This is a genomic window from Arcticibacter sp. (genome assembly GCF_045629565.1).
In the GTDB taxonomy this organism is placed as follows: Bacteria; Bacteroidota; Bacteroidia; order Sphingobacteriales; family Sphingobacteriaceae; genus Arcticibacter.
Map to the genome: position 1 here is coordinate 1 of NZ_JAZQRL010000007.1, position 21,439 is coordinate 21,439.

The 21,439-nt window shown below is 43.1% G+C and carries 25 protein-coding genes; 12 read left to right on the top strand and 13 right to left on the bottom strand.

Translation table 11 applies throughout. The features are described from left to right. Window positions 1–146: 146 nt before the first annotated feature. The 5 genes from ACKI5J_RS00605 (at window position 147) to ACKI5J_RS00625 (ending at window position 5,183) form a co-directional block, all read left to right on the top strand. A complete protein-coding gene (locus tag ACKI5J_RS00605) occupies window positions 147–980 on the top strand; it encodes an MBL fold metallo-hydrolase (RefSeq protein ID WP_407425452.1) in 834 nt (277 codons plus the stop codon). A 299-nt stretch (window positions 981–1,279) separates the two neighbouring features. Then, window positions 1,280–1,843 (top strand): UbiX family flavin prenyltransferase, encoded by a 564-nt coding sequence (locus ACKI5J_RS00610; RefSeq protein ID WP_407425454.1) that lies wholly within the window; start codon window positions 1,280–1,282, stop codon window positions 1,841–1,843. Window positions 1,844–1,875: 32 nt separating this feature from the next. Beyond that, complete coding sequence (mtaB, locus tag ACKI5J_RS00615; RefSeq protein ID WP_407425456.1) at window positions 1,876–3,198, top strand: tRNA (N(6)-L-threonylcarbamoyladenosine(37)-C(2))-methylthiotransferase MtaB; 1,323 nt, start codon at window positions 1,876–1,878, stop codon at window positions 3,196–3,198. Window positions 3,199–3,225: 27 nt separating this feature from the next. Further along, window positions 3,226–4,392, top strand: a complete 1,167-nt coding sequence (locus tag ACKI5J_RS00620; protein ID WP_407425457.1) for a prolipoprotein diacylglyceryl transferase — start codon at window positions 3,226–3,228, stop codon at window positions 4,390–4,392. Continuing rightward, window positions 4,389–5,183: an inositol monophosphatase family protein gene (locus ACKI5J_RS00625; RefSeq protein WP_407425459.1), complete on the top strand. Its 795-nt coding sequence runs from the start codon at window positions 4,389–4,391 to the stop codon at window positions 5,181–5,183. Before ACKI5J_RS00620 ends, ACKI5J_RS00625 begins: the two co-directional genes overlap by 4 nt. Window positions 5,184–5,329: 146 nt before the next feature. Here the strand turns inward: ACKI5J_RS00625 and ACKI5J_RS00630 are convergent, their stop codons facing one another. The 4 genes from ACKI5J_RS00630 to ACKI5J_RS00645 form a co-directional block, all read right to left on the bottom strand. After that, complete coding sequence (locus tag ACKI5J_RS00630) at window positions 5,330–5,881, bottom strand: NifU family protein (RefSeq protein ID WP_407425583.1); 552 nt, start codon at window positions 5,879–5,881, stop codon at window positions 5,330–5,332. A 109-nt stretch (window positions 5,882–5,990) separates the two neighbouring features. After that, a complete protein-coding gene (gene purB / locus ACKI5J_RS00635; protein ID WP_407425461.1) occupies window positions 5,991–7,334 on the bottom strand; it encodes an adenylosuccinate lyase in 1,344 nt (447 codons plus the stop codon). 150 nt (window positions 7,335–7,484) lie between these two features. After that, window positions 7,485–7,694, bottom strand: coding sequence for a hypothetical protein (locus tag ACKI5J_RS00640; protein ID WP_407425463.1), 210 nt, complete (start codon window positions 7,692–7,694; stop codon window positions 7,485–7,487). Window positions 7,695–7,791: 97 nt separating this feature from the next. Next, window positions 7,792–7,986 (bottom strand): hypothetical protein, encoded by a 195-nt coding sequence (locus tag ACKI5J_RS00645; protein WP_106292830.1) that lies wholly within the window; start codon window positions 7,984–7,986, stop codon window positions 7,792–7,794. A gap of 148 nt (window positions 7,987–8,134) precedes the next feature. Here ACKI5J_RS00645 and ACKI5J_RS00650 point away from each other — a divergent pair, with 148 nt between their 5' ends. Further along, complete coding sequence (locus tag ACKI5J_RS00650; RefSeq protein WP_407425465.1) at window positions 8,135–8,692, top strand: RNA polymerase sigma factor; 558 nt, start codon at window positions 8,135–8,137, stop codon at window positions 8,690–8,692. Between the two features lie 13 nt (window positions 8,693–8,705). Beyond that, a complete protein-coding gene (locus tag ACKI5J_RS00655) occupies window positions 8,706–9,803 on the top strand; it encodes a trypsin-like peptidase domain-containing protein (protein WP_407425467.1) in 1,098 nt (365 codons plus the stop codon). A 76-nt stretch (window positions 9,804–9,879) separates the two neighbouring features. On the opposite strand, the gene ACKI5J_RS00660 is transcribed toward ACKI5J_RS00655, so the two are convergent. From ACKI5J_RS00660 to pdxH, 3 genes are read right to left on the bottom strand one after another with little or no spacing between them, the layout of a single operon-like run. After that, window positions 9,880–11,055, bottom strand: coding sequence for an NADH-quinone oxidoreductase subunit D (locus tag ACKI5J_RS00660; RefSeq protein WP_407425469.1), 1,176 nt, complete (start codon window positions 11,053–11,055; stop codon window positions 9,880–9,882). After that, window positions 11,055–11,552, bottom strand: coding sequence for an NADH-quinone oxidoreductase subunit C (locus ACKI5J_RS00665; RefSeq protein WP_407425471.1), 498 nt, complete (start codon window positions 11,550–11,552; stop codon window positions 11,055–11,057). The genes ACKI5J_RS00660 and ACKI5J_RS00665 overlap by 1 nt, the downstream gene beginning before the upstream one ends. A 1-nt stretch (window position 11,553) precedes the next feature. Then, window positions 11,554–12,207, bottom strand: coding sequence for a pyridoxamine 5'-phosphate oxidase (gene pdxH, locus ACKI5J_RS00670; protein ID WP_407425473.1), 654 nt, complete (start codon window positions 12,205–12,207; stop codon window positions 11,554–11,556). A 103-nt stretch (window positions 12,208–12,310) separates the two neighbouring features. Between pdxH and ACKI5J_RS00675 the strand changes: the two genes are divergently transcribed. Beyond that, on the top strand, window positions 12,311–12,877 hold the full coding sequence (locus tag ACKI5J_RS00675; RefSeq protein WP_407425475.1) for a YqgE/AlgH family protein: 567 nt from the start codon (window positions 12,311–12,313) through the stop codon (window positions 12,875–12,877). On the opposite strand, the gene purE is transcribed toward ACKI5J_RS00675, so the two are convergent. From purE to ACKI5J_RS00695, 4 genes are all read right to left on the bottom strand, one after another. Continuing rightward, window positions 12,846–13,361, bottom strand: a complete 516-nt coding sequence (gene purE / locus ACKI5J_RS00680) for a 5-(carboxyamino)imidazole ribonucleotide mutase (RefSeq protein WP_407425477.1) — start codon at window positions 13,359–13,361, stop codon at window positions 12,846–12,848. The two genes, ACKI5J_RS00675 and purE, sit on opposite strands and share 32 nt — an antisense overlap. 7 nt (window positions 13,362–13,368) lie before the next feature. Further along, the gene (locus ACKI5J_RS00685) at window positions 13,369–14,508 is read right to left on the bottom strand and encodes a 5-(carboxyamino)imidazole ribonucleotide synthase (RefSeq protein ID WP_407425479.1); all 1,140 of its coding nucleotides are present in this window, start codon (window positions 14,506–14,508) and stop codon (window positions 13,369–13,371) included. Window positions 14,509–14,594: 86 nt separating this feature from the next. Then, entirely contained in the window at window positions 14,595–15,080 is a 486-nt protein-coding gene (locus tag ACKI5J_RS00690; RefSeq protein ID WP_407425481.1) for an NADH-quinone oxidoreductase subunit B, read from the bottom strand. Further along, on the bottom strand, window positions 15,077–15,661 hold the full coding sequence (locus ACKI5J_RS00695) for an NADH-quinone oxidoreductase subunit A (RefSeq protein ID WP_407425483.1): 585 nt from the start codon (window positions 15,659–15,661) through the stop codon (window positions 15,077–15,079). Before ACKI5J_RS00695 ends, ACKI5J_RS00690 begins: the two co-directional genes overlap by 4 nt. A 117-nt stretch (window positions 15,662–15,778) precedes the next feature. Here ACKI5J_RS00695 and rpmH point away from each other — a divergent pair, with 117 nt between their 5' ends. The 4 genes from rpmH to tsaB all read left to right on the top strand — a co-directional run bounded on the left by rpmH (window position 15,779) and on the right by tsaB (window position 17,343). After that, entirely contained in the window at window positions 15,779–15,937 is a 159-nt protein-coding gene (rpmH, locus tag ACKI5J_RS00700; protein WP_092390256.1) for a 50S ribosomal protein L34, read from the top strand. A gap of 69 nt (window positions 15,938–16,006) precedes the next feature. Continuing rightward, complete coding sequence (locus ACKI5J_RS00705; RefSeq protein ID WP_407425485.1) at window positions 16,007–16,399, top strand: ribonuclease P protein component; 393 nt, start codon at window positions 16,007–16,009, stop codon at window positions 16,397–16,399. Next, entirely contained in the window at window positions 16,380–16,625 is a 246-nt protein-coding gene (gene yidD, locus ACKI5J_RS00710; RefSeq protein ID WP_407425487.1) for a membrane protein insertion efficiency factor YidD, read from the top strand. The genes ACKI5J_RS00705 and yidD overlap by 20 nt, the downstream gene beginning before the upstream one ends. Before the next feature lie 31 nt (window positions 16,626–16,656). Beyond that, window positions 16,657–17,343 (top strand): tRNA (adenosine(37)-N6)-threonylcarbamoyltransferase complex dimerization subunit type 1 TsaB, encoded by a 687-nt coding sequence (gene tsaB, locus ACKI5J_RS00715; protein ID WP_407425489.1) that lies wholly within the window; start codon window positions 16,657–16,659, stop codon window positions 17,341–17,343. On the opposite strand, the gene ACKI5J_RS00720 is transcribed toward tsaB, so the two are convergent. After that, window positions 17,340–18,779 carry a DUF5723 family protein gene (locus ACKI5J_RS00720; protein WP_407425491.1) on the bottom strand — a complete coding sequence of 480 codons (1,440 nt, stop codon included), beginning with the start codon at window positions 18,777–18,779 and terminating at the stop codon, window positions 17,340–17,342. The two genes, tsaB and ACKI5J_RS00720, sit on opposite strands and share 4 nt — an antisense overlap. Next, complete coding sequence (locus ACKI5J_RS00725; RefSeq protein ID WP_407425493.1) at window positions 18,763–21,396, bottom strand: hypothetical protein; 2,634 nt, start codon at window positions 21,394–21,396, stop codon at window positions 18,763–18,765. The genes ACKI5J_RS00720 and ACKI5J_RS00725 overlap by 17 nt, the downstream gene beginning before the upstream one ends. Between the last annotated feature and the right edge of the window lie 43 nt (window positions 21,397–21,439).

Below are 21,439 nucleotides of genomic sequence, written 5' to 3' on the forward strand. Positions count from 1 at the left end.
GCTGACCACCAGCTGCTGGCAGGGTGGTGGCAAGCAAGTGTACAGAAATGCAGATCTTTAACACACTTGTCTGCATTAAATTGAATATGCATCCTCTTTTTTATTTACAGAGCTAAAACATTTAGTATTTTTACGGCAAAATAATTATGTCGGTATCAATAGCATCTCTTAATTCGGGCAGCAATGGCAATTGTTACTACATCGGTGATCAGACCGGTGGGATCTTTATAGACGCTGGTATATCATGCAAGGAAACCGAGGCCCGGATGTTACGCCTGGGTATATCCATCCGTTCCATTAAAGCAATTTTCGTCTCACATGAACACACAGATCATATAAAAGGCATAGCTGTTATTTCCAGAAAATATCAGATTCCTGTTTATTTGAACCAGACGATGATTTATAACGGATGTGTAAACGTTCAAAAAGATTTGATAAGAAAATATGATGCTAACCAGCCAGTGAGGATTGGAGCACTGGAGATTACGTCATTCCCCAAACTTCACGACGCTTGCGATCCGCATAGTTTTATTGTCAGGGCTGGTACTATTACCATTGGAGTGATGACCGATATCGGCCGCGCATGTGAGCAGGTTATTAAATATTTTAACATGTGCGACGCCGTTTTTTTGGAGGCTAATTACGATGATGAGATGCTCAGCAAGGGAAAATATCCGTATTACTTAAAGAATCGGATCAGAAGCGGAAAAGGGCATTTGTCTAACAGGGAAGCACTTGAGTTGTTCTTAAATCACCGGGCTCCGTCTTTGAGTCACCTACTGTTATCGCATTTGTCGAAAGATAACAACTGTCCTGATCTCGTTCAAAATTTGTTTAATGAGCATGCTGGAAAAACTCAGGTGATTGTTGCTTCCCGCTATAATGAGTCGCAGATATTCCGGATAGGGAAGGAGCCAGGAGAGCCCGCTGCGACCAGTCCGCTAGCCGCAGTCGAAGATGCTCAATACAGCTTATTTTAAAAGCTATACCCTTTTAAAGGGAAAAGTTTGACGAATTTAGGTTCCAACCTTGATAAACACGGTTATATAGTCAAAGTTTTATTTTTTTTTTAATTTTAAATTAACTGTCTATCAGTCAGTTGTCTTTAAAGTGAACTTTATGTGTAAAACCTGTTAAATATTTTGTGAATGTTGAGCTTATAACTATATTTGTATGCCCTCTCAAAGGGCATGTTTTTCATAGGTAGATGTAGGGTCGAATACTTGTATTCGACCCTTTTTTATTTTCAACCACAATTATACTTATTTGTTGAGTAATCATGATAAAAAGAAAAGTTGTAATAGCCGTAACTGGTGCCAGTGGTGCAATTTATGCGAAAGTGTTACTTGACAAGCTAGTGGAACGGCCAGGTCAGGACCTGGAAGTAGGATTGATTATGTCCGATAACGCCTTACAGGTATGGCAGTTTGAATTGCAAAATCAGAATTATCGAAATTATCCCTTCAAAATATACTCCAAAACAGACTTTAATGCGCCGTTTGCTTCCGGATCGGCAAAATATGATACCATGATCATCTGTCCATGCTCTATGGGTACACTCGCCCGCGTTGCTTCAGGGGTATCAAATGATCTTACTACCAGAGCCGCCGATGTGATATTGAAGGAACGCCGAAAGCTTATTCTTGTTACCCGCGACACGCCTCTGAGCTTGATACATATACAGAATATGAAATTGGTTACACAGGCAGGCGCGATTGTATGTCCGGCAACTCCTTCTTTTTACAGCCTGCCGAAGTCATTTGAAGAGCTTGCTGCTACGGTTGTTGACCGGGTACTTGATCTTGCCGACCTCGAAGTTTCTTCGTTTCGATGGGGCGAGTAAATAGTAAAAATAACTATCTTTGCCCCTTGATTATGAGCAGAAAAGTTGCATTTTACACGCTAGGTTGTAAACTTAATTATTCTGAAACTTCAACAATAGGAAGGTTATTCAGTGAAGCGGGATTCCAGACGGTTAGTTTTACAGACACTCCGGATGTATTCCTTATAAATACTTGTTCCGTTACCGACAACGCGGATAAGAAGTGCCGAAAAGTAGTAAAGGAGGCTCTTAAGCAGTCGCCTAACGCATATATTGTAATCGTAGGGTGCTATGCTCAACTCAAACCCGCAGAAATAGCTGAAATTCCGGGCGTGGATCTGGTTCTTGGGGCAGCAGAAAAGTTTCGGATCATTGAGTATCTGACCGATTTAACCAAGCAGCCGAAAACGATAGTCCATAACCAGCCGATTGTCGAAGCAAATCAATTCGTGCCATCCTTTTCATATGGCGACCGCACCCGTACCTTTTTAAAGGTTCAGGACGGATGTGATTACTCATGCACATTTTGCACGATTCCTCTGGCAAGAGGCTCCAGCAGAAGTGATACAATCGAAAACGTTGTTGCCCAGGCGCAGGCCATCGCTGCTTCCGGCGTGAAAGAGATTGTTTTAACAGGTGTAAATATTGGAGACTTCGGTATTCGAGAAGGCGCAAGGGAAGATAGATTTTTTGATCTGGTTCAAGCACTTGATGAAGTGGAGGGTATCGATAGGATTCGCATATCGTCTATTGAGCCTAATTTGCTTACCGAAGAAATTATTAGATTTGTAGCGAATTCCAAGCGTTTTGTGCCGCATTTTCATATTCCTTTGCAATCTGGCAGTAATAAAATACTGGGTTTAATGCGCAGGCGTTATAAGCGGGACCTCTATCAGGAGAAAGTTGCAGCGATAAAGGCGATAATGCCCGACTGCTGCATCGGTGTTGATGTGATAGTGGGTTTTCCGGGAGAGACGAGAGAAGATTTTCTCGACACCTATAATTTTATAAATGGCTTGGATATATCCTACCTCCATGTGTTTACCTATTCAGAGCGTGAAAATACTCCTGCTGCTGAAATGCCCGATCCGGTACCCGGATCACAAAGAGCGGATCGGAGCAAAATGCTTCACATCCTGTCTGACAAAAAAAGAAGGGCATTTTATACAAGTCAATTGGGCAGTAATCAACTCGTGCTGTTTGAGGCTGACCAGAAAGATGGTTACATGCATGGTTTCACGTCCAATTATGTAAGGGTTAAAGTGAAGTTTGACCCCTTACTGGTGAACGAAACGAGGCTTGTTCTTTTAACTTCAGTAGCAGACGATGGCGATGTCGAAGTAGTGGAAGCAGCAGCTGAAGTATTGATTCATTAATTTTTATTATTCATTTCATAATCAACCATGTTTCCTAACCTCTCGCATCTGATAGAGTATCTCACCGGACTGAATATTCCGCTTCCCATCCAAACGTTTGGCTTCTTTGTAGCACTTGCCTTCGTGGCGGGCTATTGGGCGTTTAGCGAAGAATTAAAGAGAAAGGAGAAACAAGGACTGGTTCATCCTTTCAAAAGAAAGGTTACCATTGGCGAGCCTGCTTCTACTTCGGAAATGCTGATGAATGGCTTGTTTGGTTTCTTGTTAGGATATAAAATTGTTGCCGCCATTTTTAGTTATAGCGAATTCGTCAATGATCCGCAAAGCTTTATTTTATCGGGGAGAGGCAACTTTTTCGGTGGCCTAATTGTCGGTTTAGCTTTTGCTTTCATGGCTTTTAACGATAAAAAGAAAGTTCAACTCCCAAAACCGCGGGTTGTCGAAGAAGTCGTTCATCCTTACCAGTATATGAGCACGCTGATCGTTTGGGCAGCTGTATGGGGCTTTCTCGGTGCAAAGATCTTCCACAATTTGGAGTATTTCGATGAGTTTATGCGCGACCCGATAGGTGGCCTTATTGCGTTTAGCGGACTCACCTTTTATGGTGGTTTAATTTGTGGTGGTGCCGCAGTTTTATATCTGGCTCATAAGAGGGGAATTAAGCCGGTTCATATGCTGGATGTAGGCGGACCAGGTATGATGCTTGCCTATGCTGTCGGTCGGATGGGATGCCACATGTCGGGAGATGGTGACTGGGGTATTGAAAATTACAGCCCGAAGCCGGGATGGCTTAGCTGGGCTCCTGATTGGGTATGGTCATTTAAATTTCCCCATAATGTTATTAATGAAGGTGTACCTATTCCGGGATGTGTCGGCCGGTATTGTAATGAGCTTCCTGTAGCAGTGTACCCCACCTCATTGTATGAGTTCCTGGGCGGACTTTTACTATTTGCGGTGCTGTGGTCTCTGAGAACAAAGATAAAGCCTGCGGGAATGATGTTTTCTCTATACCTTATTTTAGCAGGTGTTGAGCGCTTTCTTATTGAGCTTATCCGGGTTAATTCTAAATATCATGTAGGGGGGCTTAGTTTTACTCAGGCCGAACTTATTTCCACCATAATGGTTTTGCTAGGAGTAGCAGGGATCATTTGGTCGCTGAATAATTACAAAAGCCAGAAAGTCCAGTCAGTATGAATTTAGAGCATTTAACCAATCAGGTAATAGAACTGGCAAAGTCGGCGGGTTCGTTCATCCGCGAAGAATCCTCCAGATTTGATGCTGCGAAGATTGAGTATAAGGGGCTTAACGATATGGTATCTTACGTTGACAAGGGTGCTGAAGAAATGATCGTTGCCGGCTTATCCAAATACTTACCAGCAGCAGGCTTCGTTACGGAAGAGCAGACGATTAACAAAGTTGGCGAAGTGTATAACTGGATCGTAGATCCTCTTGATGGAACCACCAACTTTATTCATGGCATACCTGCTTTCTCCGTGAGTATCGCTCTCCAAAAGAACGATGAACTGCTTATCGGGGTTATCTATGAAGTTAATCGGGATGAGTGTTTCTATGCCTGGAAGGACGGCGGATCTTTTATGAATGGTAAGAAAATTACGGTAACGGGCAATGAAACATTTTCTGCTTCCTTACTCGCGACGGGGTTTCCTTATTATAACTTCGAAAAACTAGAAAGATACATTAACGTATTCAGGGAACTTACTCAGGTAAGCCACGGCTTAAGGCGCATAGGTTCAGCGGCGGTAGATCTCGCCTATGTAGCCTGCGGTAGGTTTGACGGATTTTTTGAATATAATCTTAACGCATACGATATTGCAGCTGGTGTCATCCTTGTTCGTGAGGCCGGAGGATTGGTAACAAACTTTTCCGGCACGGAAGAAGTGTTTGAGGCAAGGGAGCTGATCGCAGGTAATCCCTTTATCGCTTCAGAGCTTCACCAAGTCATTAGTAAGCATTTTAGCGATTAAGCCGCCAATACTCCCGGTTTGTTGTTAGACGTGAGACTCGACTGCCGTTGGCTGATAAACAGAAGCCCTTTAGTTTCTTACTAAGGGGCTTCTGTTTATAAAAGGAAATCTATATGAACTGATGGCAGATATGACCTGCGTAAACATTAAAGAGCTTCGGAAACAACTTCTGTTACTTCGGGAACCATCCTTTTTAAAAGACTCTCAATACCGGCTTTCAACGTGTAGGTGGAAGACGGGCATCCACTGCAAGATCCTCTTAGCTCAACAGTCACTATACCATTTTCAAAAGATCGGTAACTGATAGCACCGCCATCTTGCTCTACGGCAGGTCTTACGTAATCGTGAAGAATTTGCTGGATCTTAATTTCAGTTTCTGTTCCTTCAAACGCCGTGTTTTCATCTACCACTACATCTTTAACGCGCAGCTCTGCCTCGGTGGCACCTTTAACAAATTCCTTAAGTATCGGCTCTATGTCGGCCCATTCAGCATCTTCCGTTTTGGTAACAGTGACGAAATTACTTGCAAAGAAAACACCATTTACGAAATTAAACTTGTAAAGTTCTTTTGCAAAGGGAGAGGCCTCAGCACTCTCTTTCGTCGGGTAATCCACACTTCCGTTAAGCAGAAGCTTGTTCACCAGAAACTTCATGGTAGCTGGATTGGGTGTGGACTCTGTATATACGTTTATATTAATTGCCATTAGATGTATGTTTTATACAAAATTATCAAAAATATCAGCCTGCCCCTGTGTTAGCTGAGCTTTTTACGTGTAGATGACCCACAGGCGACAGGTGTGCCCTGGATTATACGCCAACGTAGGTGAGTGGACTGATTTTTCTGATTTCATCCTTCACGTCTTCTGAAACGTTGAGGGTAGACACGAAAGCGGATATGGTTGAAGCGCTCACCTTCTCATTGGTCCGCGTGAGCTCCTTTAATGCCTCGTACGGATTGGGATAGCCCTCTCTCCTTAAAATGGTTTGTATGGCTTCTGCGGCCACCGCCCAGTTCTCATTCAGATGTCCTTCAATTACGGTTCTGTTGAGGAGTAACTTTCCAAGCCCCTTTAAGGTCGACTTCACGGCTATCAGCGAGTGTGCTATCGGTACACCTACGTTTCTTAACACTGTAGAATCGGTCAGGTCTCTTTGTAGGCGGGATACCGGCAGTTTGGCAGCAAGGTGTTCAAAAAGTGCGTTCGCTATTCCCAGGTTTCCTTCAGAATTTTCAAAGTCAATCGGATTTACCTTATGTGGCATGGCTGATGAACCAACTTCTCCGGCTTTGATTTTCTGGCCGAAATAGTTCATCATGATATACATCCACATGTCGCGGTCGAGATCCAAAATAATGTTATTGATCCGCTTAAATACGTCGCAATGTGCAGCGAAGTTATCGTAATGTTCTATTTGTGTAGTGTACTGTGAGCGATTTAAGTGGAGTTGGTTGTTAACAAAGTTATTCGCGAATTGCTTCCAGTCGATTGAAGGGTAAGCGATGTGATGTGCATTGAAATTACCCGTCGCGCCACCGAACTTCGCGGAAAATGGGATTACTTTTAACTGCTCGAGTTGAGCCTCCAGACGTTCCACAAAGACGTAGATCTCTTTACCCAGGCGGGTGGGTGAAGCAGGCTGTCCATGTGTGTGCGCCAGCATCGGGATTTCTGCCCAGTCTGAAGCCAGTCCCTTTAACTTATCGATCAGCTCGGTAATAGCAGGCAGGTAAGATTCTTCGACAGCAAGCTTTAGCGAATAGGGTATTGCCGTATTGTTGATGTCTTGAGATGTAAGTCCGAAATGTATAAATTCCTTATATTCTTGTAAATTCAGACTGTCAAAAACTTCCTTTATGAAATATTCAACCGCCTTAACGTCATGGTTGGTAACACGTTCTATCTCCTTAACACGTAAAGCATCCTCATCCCTGAAATTAATATAGATAGACCTTAGCGCGTCAAAATGCCCGGCTGGAAAGTTTTCAAGCTGGGGAAGAGGAATAGATGCCAGTGCGATGAAGTACTCTATTTCCACATAGACCCTGAACTTGATGAGCGCGGCCTCTGAAAAATATGCTGATAGTTCGCGGGTGGAATTTGCATATCGCCCATCAACAGGAGATATGGCATTTAGTGAAGATAGTATCATTTTGTAAATTTTGCCAAAGTTAATGTTTTATGGAAGACAGGGAAAAAGTATTGTAGATTGTAAGGCAAGACAAAAAAAAACCTGTAACTTGATAAGCTACAGGTTTTAAAACATGTCCTTCTGTAAGGAACAGAAAGTGTGTTTTGAATATTAGTTCTGAATTGAATCAACAGCAGCAGAAGAAGCTGAATCGATAGTGTCAGTTTTAGCGTCAGCAGAAGCGTCGATTGAATCGATGCTAGCATCTGCAGTTGAATCGATTGAATCTGCAGTGTTGTTTTCAGTTTGAGAAGAGTTACAAGCTGATGCAGAAAGAGTAATAGCTAAAGCTAAAAAGCCGAATTTAAATAGATTTTTCATTTTATTTTTTAATAGTTTATTGTTAATACCGGTATTTCTAATAGGTAACCTTGACTTGCGAAAAAAATCAAAAATATTTCTCGCTTTTTCTCAAAGATTATTGAGCTACAGTTGAATCAACAACTACAGTTGAATCAAGAACAGCAGTAGTGTCAGATAGCATAGTAGTGTCAGTTGTAGCAGAATCTACCAAAGTAGAGTCAGCACCACTTTCAGTTTTAGTAGAGTTGCAAGCAGATGCTGTTAAAGTGATAGCCAATGCTAAGAAACCGAATTTTACTAGATTTTTCATTTTAATGTCTTTATGATTTTTTACAAACAATTTACTGTTAATACCAGGTCTCCCGAAAAGTAACCCAAATAACTCAATATTTTTTTCTTTCTAATTTTACTTATCATTGGGTTACAAATTTCTTAAAAAGGTATAAATAGTGAGTAGAATGATAAAAAGGTCAGAGCCAGCGGATAATGAGGTGATCCTCGGAATTCTGAATGGTTCTAAGGGCATACTGGAAGAAATATATAAAGCGTATTTTCCGATGATTTTGCAGCTTGTGGTAATGAATAACGGGAATGACGATGATGCGAAGGATGTTTTCCAGGAATCTGTTATCGTTCTTTATGATAAAGTCAAGAAGGGTGATTTTGTGCTGAATAGTAAGCTCAAAACCTTTATCTACTCAGTATGCAGGAGGCTATGGTTAAAAAGGCTTTCGCAGAAAAGTCGTAATACGGGTAATATTACAGACTTCGAGGATGTGCTTACTGTGGAAGATGACATCGAAAGGCATGAAGAGAAAGACCGACAGTTTACCATGATGGAAGCAGCTTTAGGACGACTCGGAGAGCCTTGTAAGACGATTATTGAGGATTACTATATAAACAACAGATCTATGCAGGAGATCTGTGAGAAATTTGGTTACACAAATGCTGATAATGCAAAGAATCAGAAATACAAATGCCTGCAACGCTTAAAGAAACTATTCTTTCAAGTATAAAGGAGTTTAGATTATGGATATTACAGAACAAATTGAAGCATATTTACGGAACGAAATGTCGGCTGATGAGGCTGCTGCTTTCGAACGATTAAGAGCTTCTGATCCCGATCTGGACCAGAAGGTGGTATTGCATGAGCAGTTTATCAAACAGATGAAGGATTACGGAGAGCATCGTAAGCTGATTTCTGACATGAATGCCATTCATGCAGGTCTTGATATCGAGTCGATCAGAGAAGAGGTGATCCCGTTCGGACTGAAAGTCAGAACGATGTGGAGAAAATACCGGGTTAATGGTGCTATAGCTGCATCTGTTGCGCTTATGGCAGTCTTTACTACGTTATTTTCCACGGGCTATTTCAACAAGGCTACTTCCATACGTTCGGATTATAACGCACTTCGGAGAGAATGGAGCAGAGATATTAATACAAAGGTTAAGCGCTCTCAGAACGAGATATTGCAAAATATTAATGCCACCACCAAAGAGCCTTCGGCTCCATCTCTATTTGGAGGTACAGGCTTTGCGTTGAACACAGAAGGATATGTAGTGACTAATTATCATGTAGTCAAAGGGGCCGACTCTGTTTATATCGAGGATAATGATGGAAACTCATTTAAAACAACAACAGTTTATGTTCACCCGTCTTACGATATTGCTGTACTGAAAGTGACTGACGCTTCTTTCAAATTACCAAAATCCCTTCCTTATTCGTTTAAGAAATCAGGTGCGGACTTGGGACTGGATGTTTATACGTTGGGCTATCCTAAAGACGACATAACCTACACCCGCGGATACTTAAGTTCCAAGAGTGGGTATGCAGGGGATACGCTTGCTTACCAAGTTGATATTTCCGTGAATGGAGGAAATAGTGGAGGTCCGCTGCTCGATAGTAAAGGAAATGTAGTTGGAGTAGTAAATGCAAAACAAGATCGTACTGATGGTGCATCTTTCGCAATTAAGTCTGCTTACCTCCTTGAAGCTATTGATGCTATTCCGAAAGATTCCTTAGGACGAAAAGTTTCAGTCAATACTAAGAACACGTTAGCGTCGTTAAATAGAAGTGAGCAGATCAAAAAGATAGGCAATTACATTTACATGGTTAAGGTTTATTGATAAGAGTTAGTTTGAGTGAACAAAGAAGCCGTTTGGATTTCCAAACGGCTTCTTTGTGTTATAAGGGTTTGTCTTATTATCTGTCCAGCTCGCCAAGTACAATATCGACGGAGCCTATTATCGCTATCAGGTCTGCGATAAGAATTCCTCTGGAGATCTCAGAAATGACTGATAAGTTGCAAAAGCTTGGTCCCCGCGCTTTTACACGCCTGGGTATTTCAGACTTTCCATCTGTGATAAAGTAGAAGCCAAGTTCCCCCTTGGGGTTTTCTGCCCTCATGTAGAAATCCTGAGCCTTAGGAATGATTTTTTTAGGCAGCCTCGCTCTCGGGTCAAATTCCTTTGTACGCTTGAGATCGCTCTGTAGTCGTGCCAAACACTGACTGATAATACCCACCGACTGCTCAATCTCATCTATACGAACCTTGAACCGGTCCCAACAGTCTCCCACAGTGCCCATTTCGCCCTTACCCACCGGAATCTCAAATTCCAGCTCTGGGTATGCTGAATATTCGTCAACTCGTCTTAGGTCCCATTTCAGCCCCGATCCACGCAGCATAGGTCCTGAGCATCCGTAATTGATCGCCGTGGAGAGTGGCAATACACCTACATTGGCAGTTCTGGATATGAAGATTTCATTTCCGGTTAGCAGTTCATTTAACTCGCCCATCTTTGGTTTAAAATAGTCGATAAATTCTTTGCACCTTTCTTCAAAACCAACCGGAAGGTCATAATACAACCCGCCAACCCAGATATAGTTGTATAACATCCTCGATCCTGAAGCCCATTCAAGCATATTCATGATGTGTTCCCTATCCCTGAAACACCACAGAAAAGGCGTAAAGGCACCGATGTCTATTCCATACGTCCCTAAAGCGATAAGATGAGAACCTATCCTGTTCAATTCAGAGACAAGTACGCGTATGTATTCAATCCGCTTCGGGATGTCTCCATCTATACCCAGCATTCTTTCAACCCCCATCACCCAGGCATGACTGCTGTTCATGGAAGCCAGATAGTCGAGGCGGTCAACGAAGGGAATAGTCTGCTGATACGTCAGATTCTCCGCATGCTTTTCAAAGCATCTGTGAAGATAGCCTACGTGTGGGATTACTTCTTTCACAATCTCCCCGTCAGTGATCAGTTCAAGCCTCAGAACTCCATGGGTGGAGGGGTGTTGGGGACCCATGTTCAGAACCATTTCAGTAGGTTCCACTTCTGATATAAGCTTATGATACCGTGTTGATTCCATTAGTCCACTTTAATTCCGTTATAATATTCCTGCGCCTTGTAATCCTTCCTTAGGGGGTGACCTTCCCAGTCGTCCGGAAGCAGAATCCTTCTAAGATCAGGATGGTTTTCAAATCTTATTCCGACAAGGTCATAGGCCTCACGTTCGTGCCAGTCGGCGGTTTTCCAAACTTCAGATACGGTTGGGAAGGAGGGCAGTTCCTCGCGACTACGGTCATGGTACTTGCGTACTTTTAATGTCAGGGAACTTTTATAAGGTATGGATGCGAGGTGATAAACGACGCCAAATATATTTTCCTCAACACCATAGTCAACGCCGCTAAGTGAAGCCAGAAAATCAAACCATGTCTTGTCGTTGTCTCTTAATTCCAGACAGACATCTGCTATTGCTTCTGGCTTAATGACCAGTGCAGGCTGGCGCCCGGTGGTTTCTTCGCCTACGATCACATCCTGACCAAATTTATCAGTCAGCAGGATTTTTATTTCTTCGAACGTCATTTTAAGGAGCTAATCGTACAATTTTCCAATTATTGTCTACCAGTTTGTAGGCAATCCGGTCGTGAAGTCTCCCTGATCCGCCCTGCCAGAACTCAATAAAGGTAGGCTTTACGACATAACCTCCCCAATGTGGTGGCTTCGCAACCTCTGCACCATCTTTGTATTTCTCCTCAAGAAGTGTGAGATTGTTTAAAAGAAACTCTTTATTGTCTATTTCACGGCTCTGAGGTGATGCAACAGCTCCGATCTGACTTTTCCTTGGGCGTGAATGGAAATAAGCTTCCGAGTCTTTCTCGTTTAATTTTTCGAGGGTTCCTTCGATTCGAACCTGTCGTTCCAATTCCTGCCAGAAAAAAACCATTGCAGCCTGCGCATTCTTGGTAATCTCCTGACCTTTTCGGCTCAGGTAATTGGTATAAAAAACAAACCCTCGCTCGTCGAATCCCTTTAACAACATTACCCGCGCTGAGGGTTTGCCGTCAGCGGTTGCTGTAGCCAGTGTCATAACATTCGGCTCATATATCTGCGAAGCCATGGCTTCGGCGAACCATTTTGAAAATTGGCTAACCGGATTGGCTTCAACGTCTTTTTCAGATAGGGTAGCACTTTTATAGTCCTGTCGCAGGTTTTGGATGGTCTCTTTATCTAAGGTCATAACTATACAAAGTTAGTAATTGCATGAATCTAACTATTATAAACACCGAGATTAGTTAGGAATCTTATAAAAACATATAATCGCATGACATTGTTATTGATATATGCTGAATAAAACCCAACCAACAAAAGGAAGTTTGCTGATCTCCGAACCGTTCATGCTTGATCCCAACTTCAAAAGGTCAGTCGTATTGCTGGCAGAACATAATGAAGAGGGGACAATCGGATATGTATTGAACCAGAGAAGCAATCTCTTGCTGAAGGACGTTTTGCCGGATTGTCCGGACGCGAACTTTCCGATTTATGTGGGTGGACCGGTGGGAGCAGACACACTGCATTTTATCCATTGTTGTGACGAGAGAATCAGTGGCGGGCAGGAAATCAGCAAAGGGATATTCTGGGGTGGTAACTTCGAAGCGTTGCTGCTGTTAATCAACACGCAGCAAATAGGGCAGGATGAAATAAAATTCTTTGTTGGGTATTCAGGATGGGAACCCGGGCAGCTAGATCGCGAGCTTGAGCAAAACTCCTGGTTGGTTACCGATAACTATAAAGCAGCTTTCGTGATGAATGCAAATAATGAAGAGGGTTTATGGAAGGAGATTGTAGCAAACCTGGGTCCCAGGTTTGCTCATATCGTTAATTTTCCGGAGAATCCGCTTTGGAACTAAACGCAGATTCCATCTCCCGTGCGGTTTCTTCAACCTTCAGCTTGAGGTCCTCCTTATAAGCCTTAAGATTTTCCGTGATTCGAGGATCTGCAGTTGCTAAGATCTGCGCTGCCAGGATGCCGGCATTCTTTGCTGCGTTTAAGGCAACAGTGGCAACCGGAATTCCGTTTGGCATTTGAAGGATAGACAGAATGGAATCCCAGCCATCTATTGAGTTCGAAGACTTAACAGGAACGCCAATAACCGGAAGATGCGTAATTGATGCAACCATACCCGGAAGGTGAGCTGCGCCACCTGCACCCGCAATGATCACTTTGATTCCTCGTTCAGCAGCGGTTTTAGCATATTGGAACATTCTTTCCGGTGTGCGATGCGCAGATACTACCGTTATTTCGAATTCGGCACCCAAAGCCTTTAAAACATCCGCGGCATCTTGCATAACCGGTAGATCCGATTTGCTGCCCATAATAATTCCAACTTTCATGTATATACTAAGCTATTACTTTAACTATGCTTTGAACTAAACGGGCTTTTTCTACAGCTTTCTCACGTATATCATCAATTATGGTTACGTGACCCATCTTTCTGAACGGTTTAGTGAACTTCTTTCCATAAAGGTGAACGTATACTCCGTCCATTTTCAGGATATCATTCAGGCCCTCGTATACAGCTGGTCCTTCGAATCCCGGCTCTCCGAGTAAATTGATCATGACAGCATTGCTTACCGGTCTGATATCGCCTAAGGGAAGGTTAAAGATTGCCCTGAGATGTTGCTCAAACTGAGAGACGTAGTTTCCTTCAATCGTATGATGACCGCTATTATGCGGTCTTGGAGCCAGTTCATTCACGAGAATGGTGCCTGTTTTGGTTAGAAACATTTCGACAGCCAGAAGTCCGGTTATTTTTAATGAATTAGCAATTTCAAGAGCTAGAAACTCTGCCCTTTGCTGTACCTCAAGAGGTAAGGTGCTGGGTGAGATGAGAAATTCAACAAGATTAGCGTCTGGATTGAACTCCATTTCCACGCAAGGGAAAGCTTTTGTTTCCCCATCATTATTCCGGGCGACAATTACCGCAATCTCTTTATCAAAATCAACCCACTCCTCAATTATGCTCGGCTCATTAAATGCAGTATCAAAATCACCTTCGTTTTTTATTTTATATACGCCTTTACCGTCATAGCCGTCTCTCCTCAGCTTTTGTATGAAAGGGAAAGGAATAGAAGCGTTTTTTAACGAAGCCCTCGACGTTATCAGCTGAAACGGCGCAGATGGGATGCCATGTTGCTTGAAAAATTCTTTTTGAAGCCCTTTGTCCTGAATCAACCGGATGACACGTGGCTCAGGATAGACGAGCACGCCCTCTTCCTCCAGCTTCTGAAGGGCATCGACGTTAACCTTCTCTATTTCGATAGTAAGAAGGTCAAGATTTTTACCGAATTCATAGACCGTTTCATAGTCTGTTAGAGAACCAACTACGAACTTATTACACAGATATCTGCAAGACGCCTCCGGGTCAGGGTCGAGAACTCGGATATTAACGTTGTAGTTTATTGCTTCCTGGATAAGCATACGGCCTAACTGGCCTCCTCCAAGAATTCCTACGCGCAAATCACCATAAAATGCTTTCATTCGTGCAAGTTTACTCTAAATCTCCGAAAAAAGCTAATATATATCCCCCTGGAGACTACATAATCTAACACGAAATTGCTGGTTAATCAGCTGGATGTCAGAAGACTCTCTTCGGTTATTTTTTTCTGCAATTCAAGGAAACCACCGATCAGGGACTCGGGGCGTGGCGGACAGCCTTGTACATATATATCCACGGGTATGATACGGTCGACACCTTTTACAACATGATAACCATGTTGCCAGTAAGGACCACCACAGTTTGAGCAAGATCCCATAGAAATAACGTAGCGGGGTTCCGGCATCTGCTCATAGAGCCTTCTGATCCGTTCAGCCATTTTAAACGTTACCGTTCCCGCAATTATAATAACATCAGATTGTCTTGGCGTAGGCCGGGGAAATACCCCAATCCGGTCAAGGTCAAAATTAGCGGAATAAGCACCCATCATTTCTATCGCGCAGCATGCTATTCCAAAGCTGACAGGCCACAGCGAAGAAAGCCGGGCCCAGTTAAGCAGGTCGTCGAGTTTAGTAACCATTACTCCACCATCCTGCGACATTTTATCTAAACTCATTTTTGTACTCTTTTAAAAGCAGGCTTAAATGCCGGCTTGGGTGATGATACCGGAGCTAATTGCTCTGGTGCTGTCTTTAACGGTTCTGCAGAAAAAGCTCGTGTGACGTAGGTTTCAGCATTGATCCTGTCATATGCACTCAGAGGTACGGCCGTTTCCACAACTGACAGTGTAGGCTTCGGCTTTATCCAGTTTAGGTCTTTTCGTCTCCAAACGTAGACGAGCCCCAGTAATAAGATGCCAACGAAGATGAACATTTCAATCAGCGCCAGCCATCCCCAGCTAGAATCTGCACCAATCAGTTCTTTTTGTGCAAAAATAGTCGACCACGGAAAAATAAATATCATCTCAACTTCAAAAAGAAGAAACACCAACGCAATAACGTAGAATCTGGAGTTAATTTGTACCCATGCATTTCCGCTTGGTTCCTCACCACATTCATAAGAGCTTAGTTTTAACGCATTTGGCCTGGAGGGGGATAGAAGTCTTGACAAAAGCATGGTGCCCGACACAACCATTATACCCACCAGAAGAATTATAAATACTTTTCCAAATTCTGTTAATTGAGACACTTCCTCCATAAAATCAAATGTAAGCAATCCTTTAAAAACACATATTATTAATACAAAATTTGACAATAAAAAAAATCTCTCTATATTTGCGCTCTTTGTAAGAAAGAGTCATATTTTATATAAGTCATGAAAAGAACATTCCAGCCTTCCCAGAGGAAAAGAAGAAATAAGCACGGATTCAGAGAGCGTATGAGCACTGCCAATGGTAGAAGGGTTTTAGCTTCAAGAAGAGCCAAAGGTAGAAAAAGACTATCAGTATCTGACGAGCGTCGTCATAAAGCATAATTATTGATTGCAGCCGTTGTCCTTACGGAGCTGCAGATTATCTGCATTCAGGCGTAAAGCAATCAGTACATGCATACATTTAAGAAAGAAGAACGGTTATGTAACAAAAGGCTTTTAAAGAAGCTTTTTACTAGCGGTTCTTCTTTTTTAGTATACCCGTTTCGGGTTGTTCATATGCCTGAAGCTACTTCTGACCATTACCCGGTTCAGGTTGTAGTTGCCGTTCCCAAACGGAAGTTCAAAAAGGCAGTAGACAGGAATCTGCTAAAGAGAAGAATACGGGAAGCTTACAGGCTGCATAAAGATACTCACCTATATCCTGTATTGACCAGGAACGACACCCGCATCATCCTCTCATTGAGCTATATAGGCAATGAGATAGCCGATTACAAGATCATAGAAAAGAAGCTGTTAACTGTTCTTAAACACTTGCATAAAGCATATGATAGAGAGGATAATTAGCGGACTTTCATGGCTCATCGGACGTCTTTTTCTAATAGTAATCCGGTTTTATCAGTATTTTATTTCTCCCTTAACTGGTGCATCATGCCGGTTTACACCCACTTGCTCGCAGTATGGTGCAGAAGCGATCAGAAAGCACGGGCCGTTTAAAGGCGGCTGGCTTACCATCAAACGTATCGGCAGGTGCAACCCCTGGGGCGGTCATGGACATGATCCTGTCCCTTAATTAAATCTGGAATTAAATCATCATCTAATTCATGGCATTAATACTTCAAATCGAAACATCTACCATATCATGTTCTGTAGCTCTTGCTGAGAACGGAGCTACCATAGCTTGTAAAGAAGCTTCGGAAAGAAACATCCACGCCTCCAGTATTACATTATTCATCGAAGAGGTAATGAAATCAGCAGGGAAGGGACTGAGCGATCTGGACGCTGTCGCGGTCAGTAAAGGTCCAGGTTCCTATACGGGTTTGAGAATTGGTGTTTCCACTGCCAAAGGATTATGTTATGCTCTTGACGTTCCTTTGATCGCTATCGACACCCTAAAAGCTATGGCTTCCAACAGGGAGGTGAATTCGGGCAACGCAGCGTCTTTACTGTGTCCGATGATCGATGCACGGAGAATGGAAGTCTACACTGCTGTTTATGACAATGTCTTAAACGAAATCATTCCTGTTTCGGCAAAGATAATTGACGAAAATTCCTTCGCTGACTTACTCGATAGCAGGAAGATGCTTTTTTTTGGTGATGGTGCCGGGAAATGTATGGAGATCCTTGGAAGGAAGGCAAACGCCTCCTTCATAACCACGTTTGAAAATTCCGCATCAGATATGAGTGAGGAAGCTTTCAAACGCTTTAATCAGCAGCTTTTTGAAGATATCGCCTATTTCGAGCCTTATTACCTCAAAGATTTCGTCGCAACTACACCCAAAGTCATCTAGTCACGTTTTCCAAATATCTTGTTCAGGAACCCTGTCCCGGGAATCCGGTGGTTGATGCCTGGGATGTAATTCTCATTTTGGGGGTCACTTACAATTCTGCCAAACTTCAGTGAGAAGCCGAGATAGGCTGATGCTCCTTTGATTCCTTCGTTCAATCGTTCTTTACGCCGATTCTGATCGTCGGTAAGTAACACCCCGGCCTTGTAAGACTGGAAGAGATTGTCGGTTCCCATGAAGAACTCCACATTGGGCGACTTAAGCATAAGCTGTCCTCCAAACTGGAAGTAATCGTTGAGATTATACGCCCCTGAAGCTCCGATATGTAAAATTTTATATCGAAAGGAATTCATAAGAACGATATCTCCGCTATTGTTGAAAAGACTTTTAGACAACAATGCAGATAGCTTAAACGCACCGAAATTCTTTGATATAAGAGCTTCCGCCTTTCCGTTGATCACCGATGTGTAGCGTTCTCTCACCAGCACATCCTGTATGTTGTTTAATTGATCTTCTGCATCATCCAGCGTGTTTATATTCAAATCAGAGCCGTTCCTATAAGAATCATTACTCCAACGGATAAAGCCTATATCCTTCAGATTGGTCAGTACATTCCAACCGTCCCTGAGCTTCATATTGCTGCTAAGCGTTAAAGACATACCCGGATTACGGAAGTTAGGACGTAGATCATCCCAGGCTATATTGTCATAGTAGCTGCTGCGCAGAACTCCGCCGACAGTAAAAGTCCGGTAATCCGGAGAGGCAGGGTCAATATTAAGTTCGCCCGATCGCACCTTGACAGAATTATGAGCGATACCGCTGAGATAGCTCAGCTTAATTCCGTAGCTAAATTTTTGATTGTACTGCTCCCTGAATGTAAATCCAATCTGGTGGTAGGCTTGAGCCTGGAGGTCGGTGGCGCGGAGCTGATTAGGACCTGTTCTGTTCAAATACTCATCAATGCCATTAATCCCCTGTTCGTTAGCCGTTTTAAATACAATTAAAGCCTGGTTATGAAGCTTTCCATGACTCTCTGCCCTGGTTTGCCATGAAAAGCCAAGTTCACGCCTATGATCAACTGTCTTAAATAGCCGCAGCATCAGGAGATATGAATTCTCACTCGCATTAAGCCTGTTAAACCGCCGGGCATCGACATCCAGATCACTGATCGAGAGACCATTCGAATAGAGGAGAATGTTTTTGAGCGCAACCTGTGCCGGTCCGTTAAACTTCAAGTTCACACCACTGTTTGGCACAAAGAAATTCGAAGCAAACTGCCTGCTTTCATTCAGCTCGAAAGGAGATTGCGCAGGGTTCTCAAAAGAATCCCACAAAGATCCTGTTCCGTAAAGCGAAAACTGTTGTGCGGGGACTTTAGATGAGAGGAAAAAAAACAGAAGGCCGCACCAGGCAGCCCTCGATCTATAGCTTGTACGCATGTAGGTTGCCATCCGGACTGCCGCAGATAAGGTAGCGCAAACCATCGTTTCGAATAACGCCCATATAGAACTCTCCAACAGCCTTAATCGGAAAACCTCTGGATACATTCCCTTCATTGTCAAATAGATATATTTCATTATTCTGGTAAGACGAAACAGCAATGCTCCAGGAGCTCTTATCAGTGCTGAAAAATTGTAGATTTCTCTTAACCGAATCCTCAAATTCATAGCTGAAAACAGATGTATTGTCACGGTTGAATACGGATAATCCCTTATTATCAAGGTAAATATACTCAGGATAACTATCTCCGGTAATATTTTTGTAACCAAATACATGGTTTTCATCCCAGACACCGATGCTGGTCCGCGAGACGGAATCAGTAAAAGAAATCTCGTGAAGCACGCCCGCCGTGTCTGTTGTTACCATCCAGGAATCTTCCGCCCGTTCTTTAATAACGGGAAAGAGTCCACTACGGAAATCTGTAACTACATTCTTCTCTGAAGCCTGGTGCAGGAGTGATCCGTCCCGCTCATCAAAGAAGAAGAACTCGCCTGTTCTTGTACCCGCGATAATGTACGGTGTTTCTCCGGCTTCAGTATAAACCAGCTCCGTAAAGATTCTGGAAGGCAGATTCTTATCCCAGGCTTCCAACGCTTTTCCTTCGGTTGTATACCCCAAAATCTTATTTTGTGCGGCGATATAGATCTTTGCCTGTGCCGGATCATTTCCTGTCAACGTCAGGCCATGTACGGTCTTCTGCGGAATCGATACCGGAAATCCACTAACTGCAGATCCGTCAGGATGAATCCTGTAAATTCTGTCTTCTGTGTTGAATAGAATAGTTTCATCCTTCAACTGGTGGAGCTTACCCCGTATGGTTCCGGGAAGCTGAGTGGCCCAGATCCGCTTCCCTTCGTCAGAGATCGCATAGAGGTTATAAACATTATCCTGCACCATAATAATGTGCTGATCACCACTCCTGAATACCTGAGGGGCGGAGGCGATCCGTGCGTTCATCTTATAAGACCATTCTTTCTTGAAGTCGCGCTTCGCGAGTGTATTATAATTGGCAAATACATTGGTTTGGAAATGCTTACTCGCAGAACTCCATTGAACAGAGAGTCCGTAAAAGTTCGACAATCCCGATTCTTCATCTTTAAACAGGGCGGCATATCGGCTTTTCAAAGTGGAGCGGATCTGTCTGGAAGAATTTTTGTTTTCAGCGAAAAAGGAAATATTGCTGCTCGTTGCCACCAGCTGGTCGTGCTCCTTGAAGTCTTTTAACTTATTCAAGAACCTGCTAGCTTTATAGCTGTCCATATAGCGCGTAATCGCACCCTGTGAATTCGCCAGAACCATCATGTTGTCGAAGATCTGAAAGTATGGCCTCACAAAAGGTTTCATCGGATCCCCGTAACAGTAATAGAAAACGTTAGAATAATCAATCCGGCTGATAAATTCGGAAGCTTTACCGGAAACCTGCTGAAGGGAAGCTTCCAGAGCCGGGCCATTGTTCAGTTTAAGCAGGGCCAGCTTTTCACCTTCCGCCGTTTCAAATACAAGGAATTCATTGCCTAACTTAGGGATCAGATCATGGTCGATGTTGAGCGACCTTTCTGTCATTATCGCTTTCACCTGCGCCTGAAGTCTGGGCAGCTCCTTCTTTTTGGTAAAGTAGTTTCTTAAATCTGCATGAAAGATCTTAAAATTTGAAATGCCGAAGGTCAGGAAGTTAGCCGTGTTCTGTGGGAGGATACCTTTAAGCTGGTTTTGAACCGGACGTTGCTTAAGGAATGTATTCAAGTAGTTACTGCTGCTTGTGTCGGGCGTACTGTTTCCGTTAAACATAAGCGCATCGCTCTTGAAGTTCATGCCAAGTGCAGCGTATCCTTTCAGTCCGTTTAGAAGCTGCATATTACCGTTGGCACGCCCGTTCATAAAAGACATCACAAAGCGAGATAAATTTCCAGCGTTTACAAAGAGATTCACGGGCGAATTCAGGTTCTTATCCGCTTCCTTATTGATCAGCTCAATGAAATCATCAGGAATTTTGTCGCTTTTCTCATTCAAAGCTATTGTGAGGAGGTCTAATGAGAAGCTGCCAATAACCACGCCCTTGTCAATATGAATAAAGAACGGACGCTTTAACGTGCTCAATTCAAGTTTGAAGACTGAGTTCTCGCCAATCGGCGTGCATTTAACTCCTTCAATATTTTTAAGGGTCAGCTCTGCATCGTCCTTTTTAACCGATGAGCCTGTTCCGATAGCGAACAGGTAGTCGATCGAATCGGCTTTCAGCTGGTGAAATGATATGAAAACCTTTTCACCGCTGCTTATCTCCGCAACAAGGGGATCGTTCAATAAAACCGACTTGAGCTGAGATATTTCAGCACTGCGTCGCTCACCAATAACCTCGCCAAAAAGCTCATAGTCTTCCACGATATCATAAAATGATTCGTCATTACTGAAATTGACAACCAGGGTAGCGTCTGAGGGTATATATTTTAATACTTTTGTATTGCTGTTGGAGTTACCGGTAAGTTCTGCAAAGTACTTGACCGCGATGAATATGATCGCGACTAATAGAACAGAACTGAAAATGATTAATTTCTTCATCGTCTGTTTACAAACTTAGATAAATTTTACCTTTAACCTTAAT

Coding starts and splice junctions, on each gene's coding strand:
- purE (WP_407425477.1), bottom strand. CDS start 13,361: ATGAAAGTTGGAATTATTATGGGCAGCAAATCGGATCTACCGGTTATG.
- ACKI5J_RS00695 (WP_407425483.1), bottom strand. CDS start 15,661: ATGGAGGAAGTGTCTCAATTAACAGAATTTGGAAAAGTATTTATAATT.
- purB (WP_407425461.1), bottom strand. CDS start 7,334: ATGATACTATCTTCACTAAATGCCATATCTCCTGTTGATGGGCGATAT.
- yidD (WP_407425487.1), top strand. CDS start 16,380: ATGATAGAGAGGATAATTAGCGGACTTTCATGGCTCATCGGACGTCTT.
- tsaB (WP_407425489.1), top strand. CDS start 16,657: ATGGCATTAATACTTCAAATCGAAACATCTACCATATCATGTTCTGTA.
- ACKI5J_RS00620 (WP_407425457.1), top strand. CDS start 3,226: ATGTTTCCTAACCTCTCGCATCTGATAGAGTATCTCACCGGACTGAAT.
- pdxH (WP_407425473.1), bottom strand. CDS start 12,207: ATGACCTTAGATAAAGAGACCATCCAAAACCTGCGACAGGACTATAAA.
- ACKI5J_RS00665 (WP_407425471.1), bottom strand. CDS start 11,552: ATGACGTTCGAAGAAATAAAAATCCTGCTGACTGATAAATTTGGTCAG.
- mtaB (WP_407425456.1), top strand. CDS start 1,876: ATGAGCAGAAAAGTTGCATTTTACACGCTAGGTTGTAAACTTAATTAT.
- ACKI5J_RS00660 (WP_407425469.1), bottom strand. CDS start 11,055: ATGGAATCAACACGGTATCATAAGCTTATATCAGAAGTGGAACCTACT.
- ACKI5J_RS00705 (WP_407425485.1), top strand. CDS start 16,007: ATGCATACATTTAAGAAAGAAGAACGGTTATGTAACAAAAGGCTTTTA.
- ACKI5J_RS00720 (WP_407425491.1), bottom strand. CDS start 18,779: ATGCGTACAAGCTATAGATCGAGGGCTGCCTGGTGCGGCCTTCTGTTT.
- ACKI5J_RS00605 (WP_407425452.1), top strand. CDS start 147: ATGTCGGTATCAATAGCATCTCTTAATTCGGGCAGCAATGGCAATTGT.
- ACKI5J_RS00725 (WP_407425493.1), bottom strand. CDS start 21,396: ATGAAGAAATTAATCATTTTCAGTTCTGTTCTATTAGTCGCGATCATA.
- rpmH (WP_092390256.1), top strand. CDS start 15,779: ATGAAAAGAACATTCCAGCCTTCCCAGAGGAAAAGAAGAAATAAGCAC.
- ACKI5J_RS00610 (WP_407425454.1), top strand. CDS start 1,280: ATGATAAAAAGAAAAGTTGTAATAGCCGTAACTGGTGCCAGTGGTGCA.
- ACKI5J_RS00640 (WP_407425463.1), bottom strand. CDS start 7,694: ATGAAAAATCTATTTAAATTCGGCTTTTTAGCTTTAGCTATTACTCTT.
- ACKI5J_RS00675 (WP_407425475.1), top strand. CDS start 12,311: ATGCTGAATAAAACCCAACCAACAAAAGGAAGTTTGCTGATCTCCGAA.
- ACKI5J_RS00625 (WP_407425459.1), top strand. CDS start 4,389: ATGAATTTAGAGCATTTAACCAATCAGGTAATAGAACTGGCAAAGTCG.
- ACKI5J_RS00685 (WP_407425479.1), bottom strand. CDS start 14,508: ATGAAAGCATTTTATGGTGATTTGCGCGTAGGAATTCTTGGAGGAGGC.
- ACKI5J_RS00690 (WP_407425481.1), bottom strand. CDS start 15,080: ATGAGTTTAGATAAAATGTCGCAGGATGGTGGAGTAATGGTTACTAAA.
- ACKI5J_RS00655 (WP_407425467.1), top strand. CDS start 8,706: ATGGATATTACAGAACAAATTGAAGCATATTTACGGAACGAAATGTCG.
- ACKI5J_RS00650 (WP_407425465.1), top strand. CDS start 8,135: ATGATAAAAAGGTCAGAGCCAGCGGATAATGAGGTGATCCTCGGAATT.
- ACKI5J_RS00645 (WP_106292830.1), bottom strand. CDS start 7,986: ATGAAAAATCTAGTAAAATTCGGTTTCTTAGCATTGGCTATCACTTTA.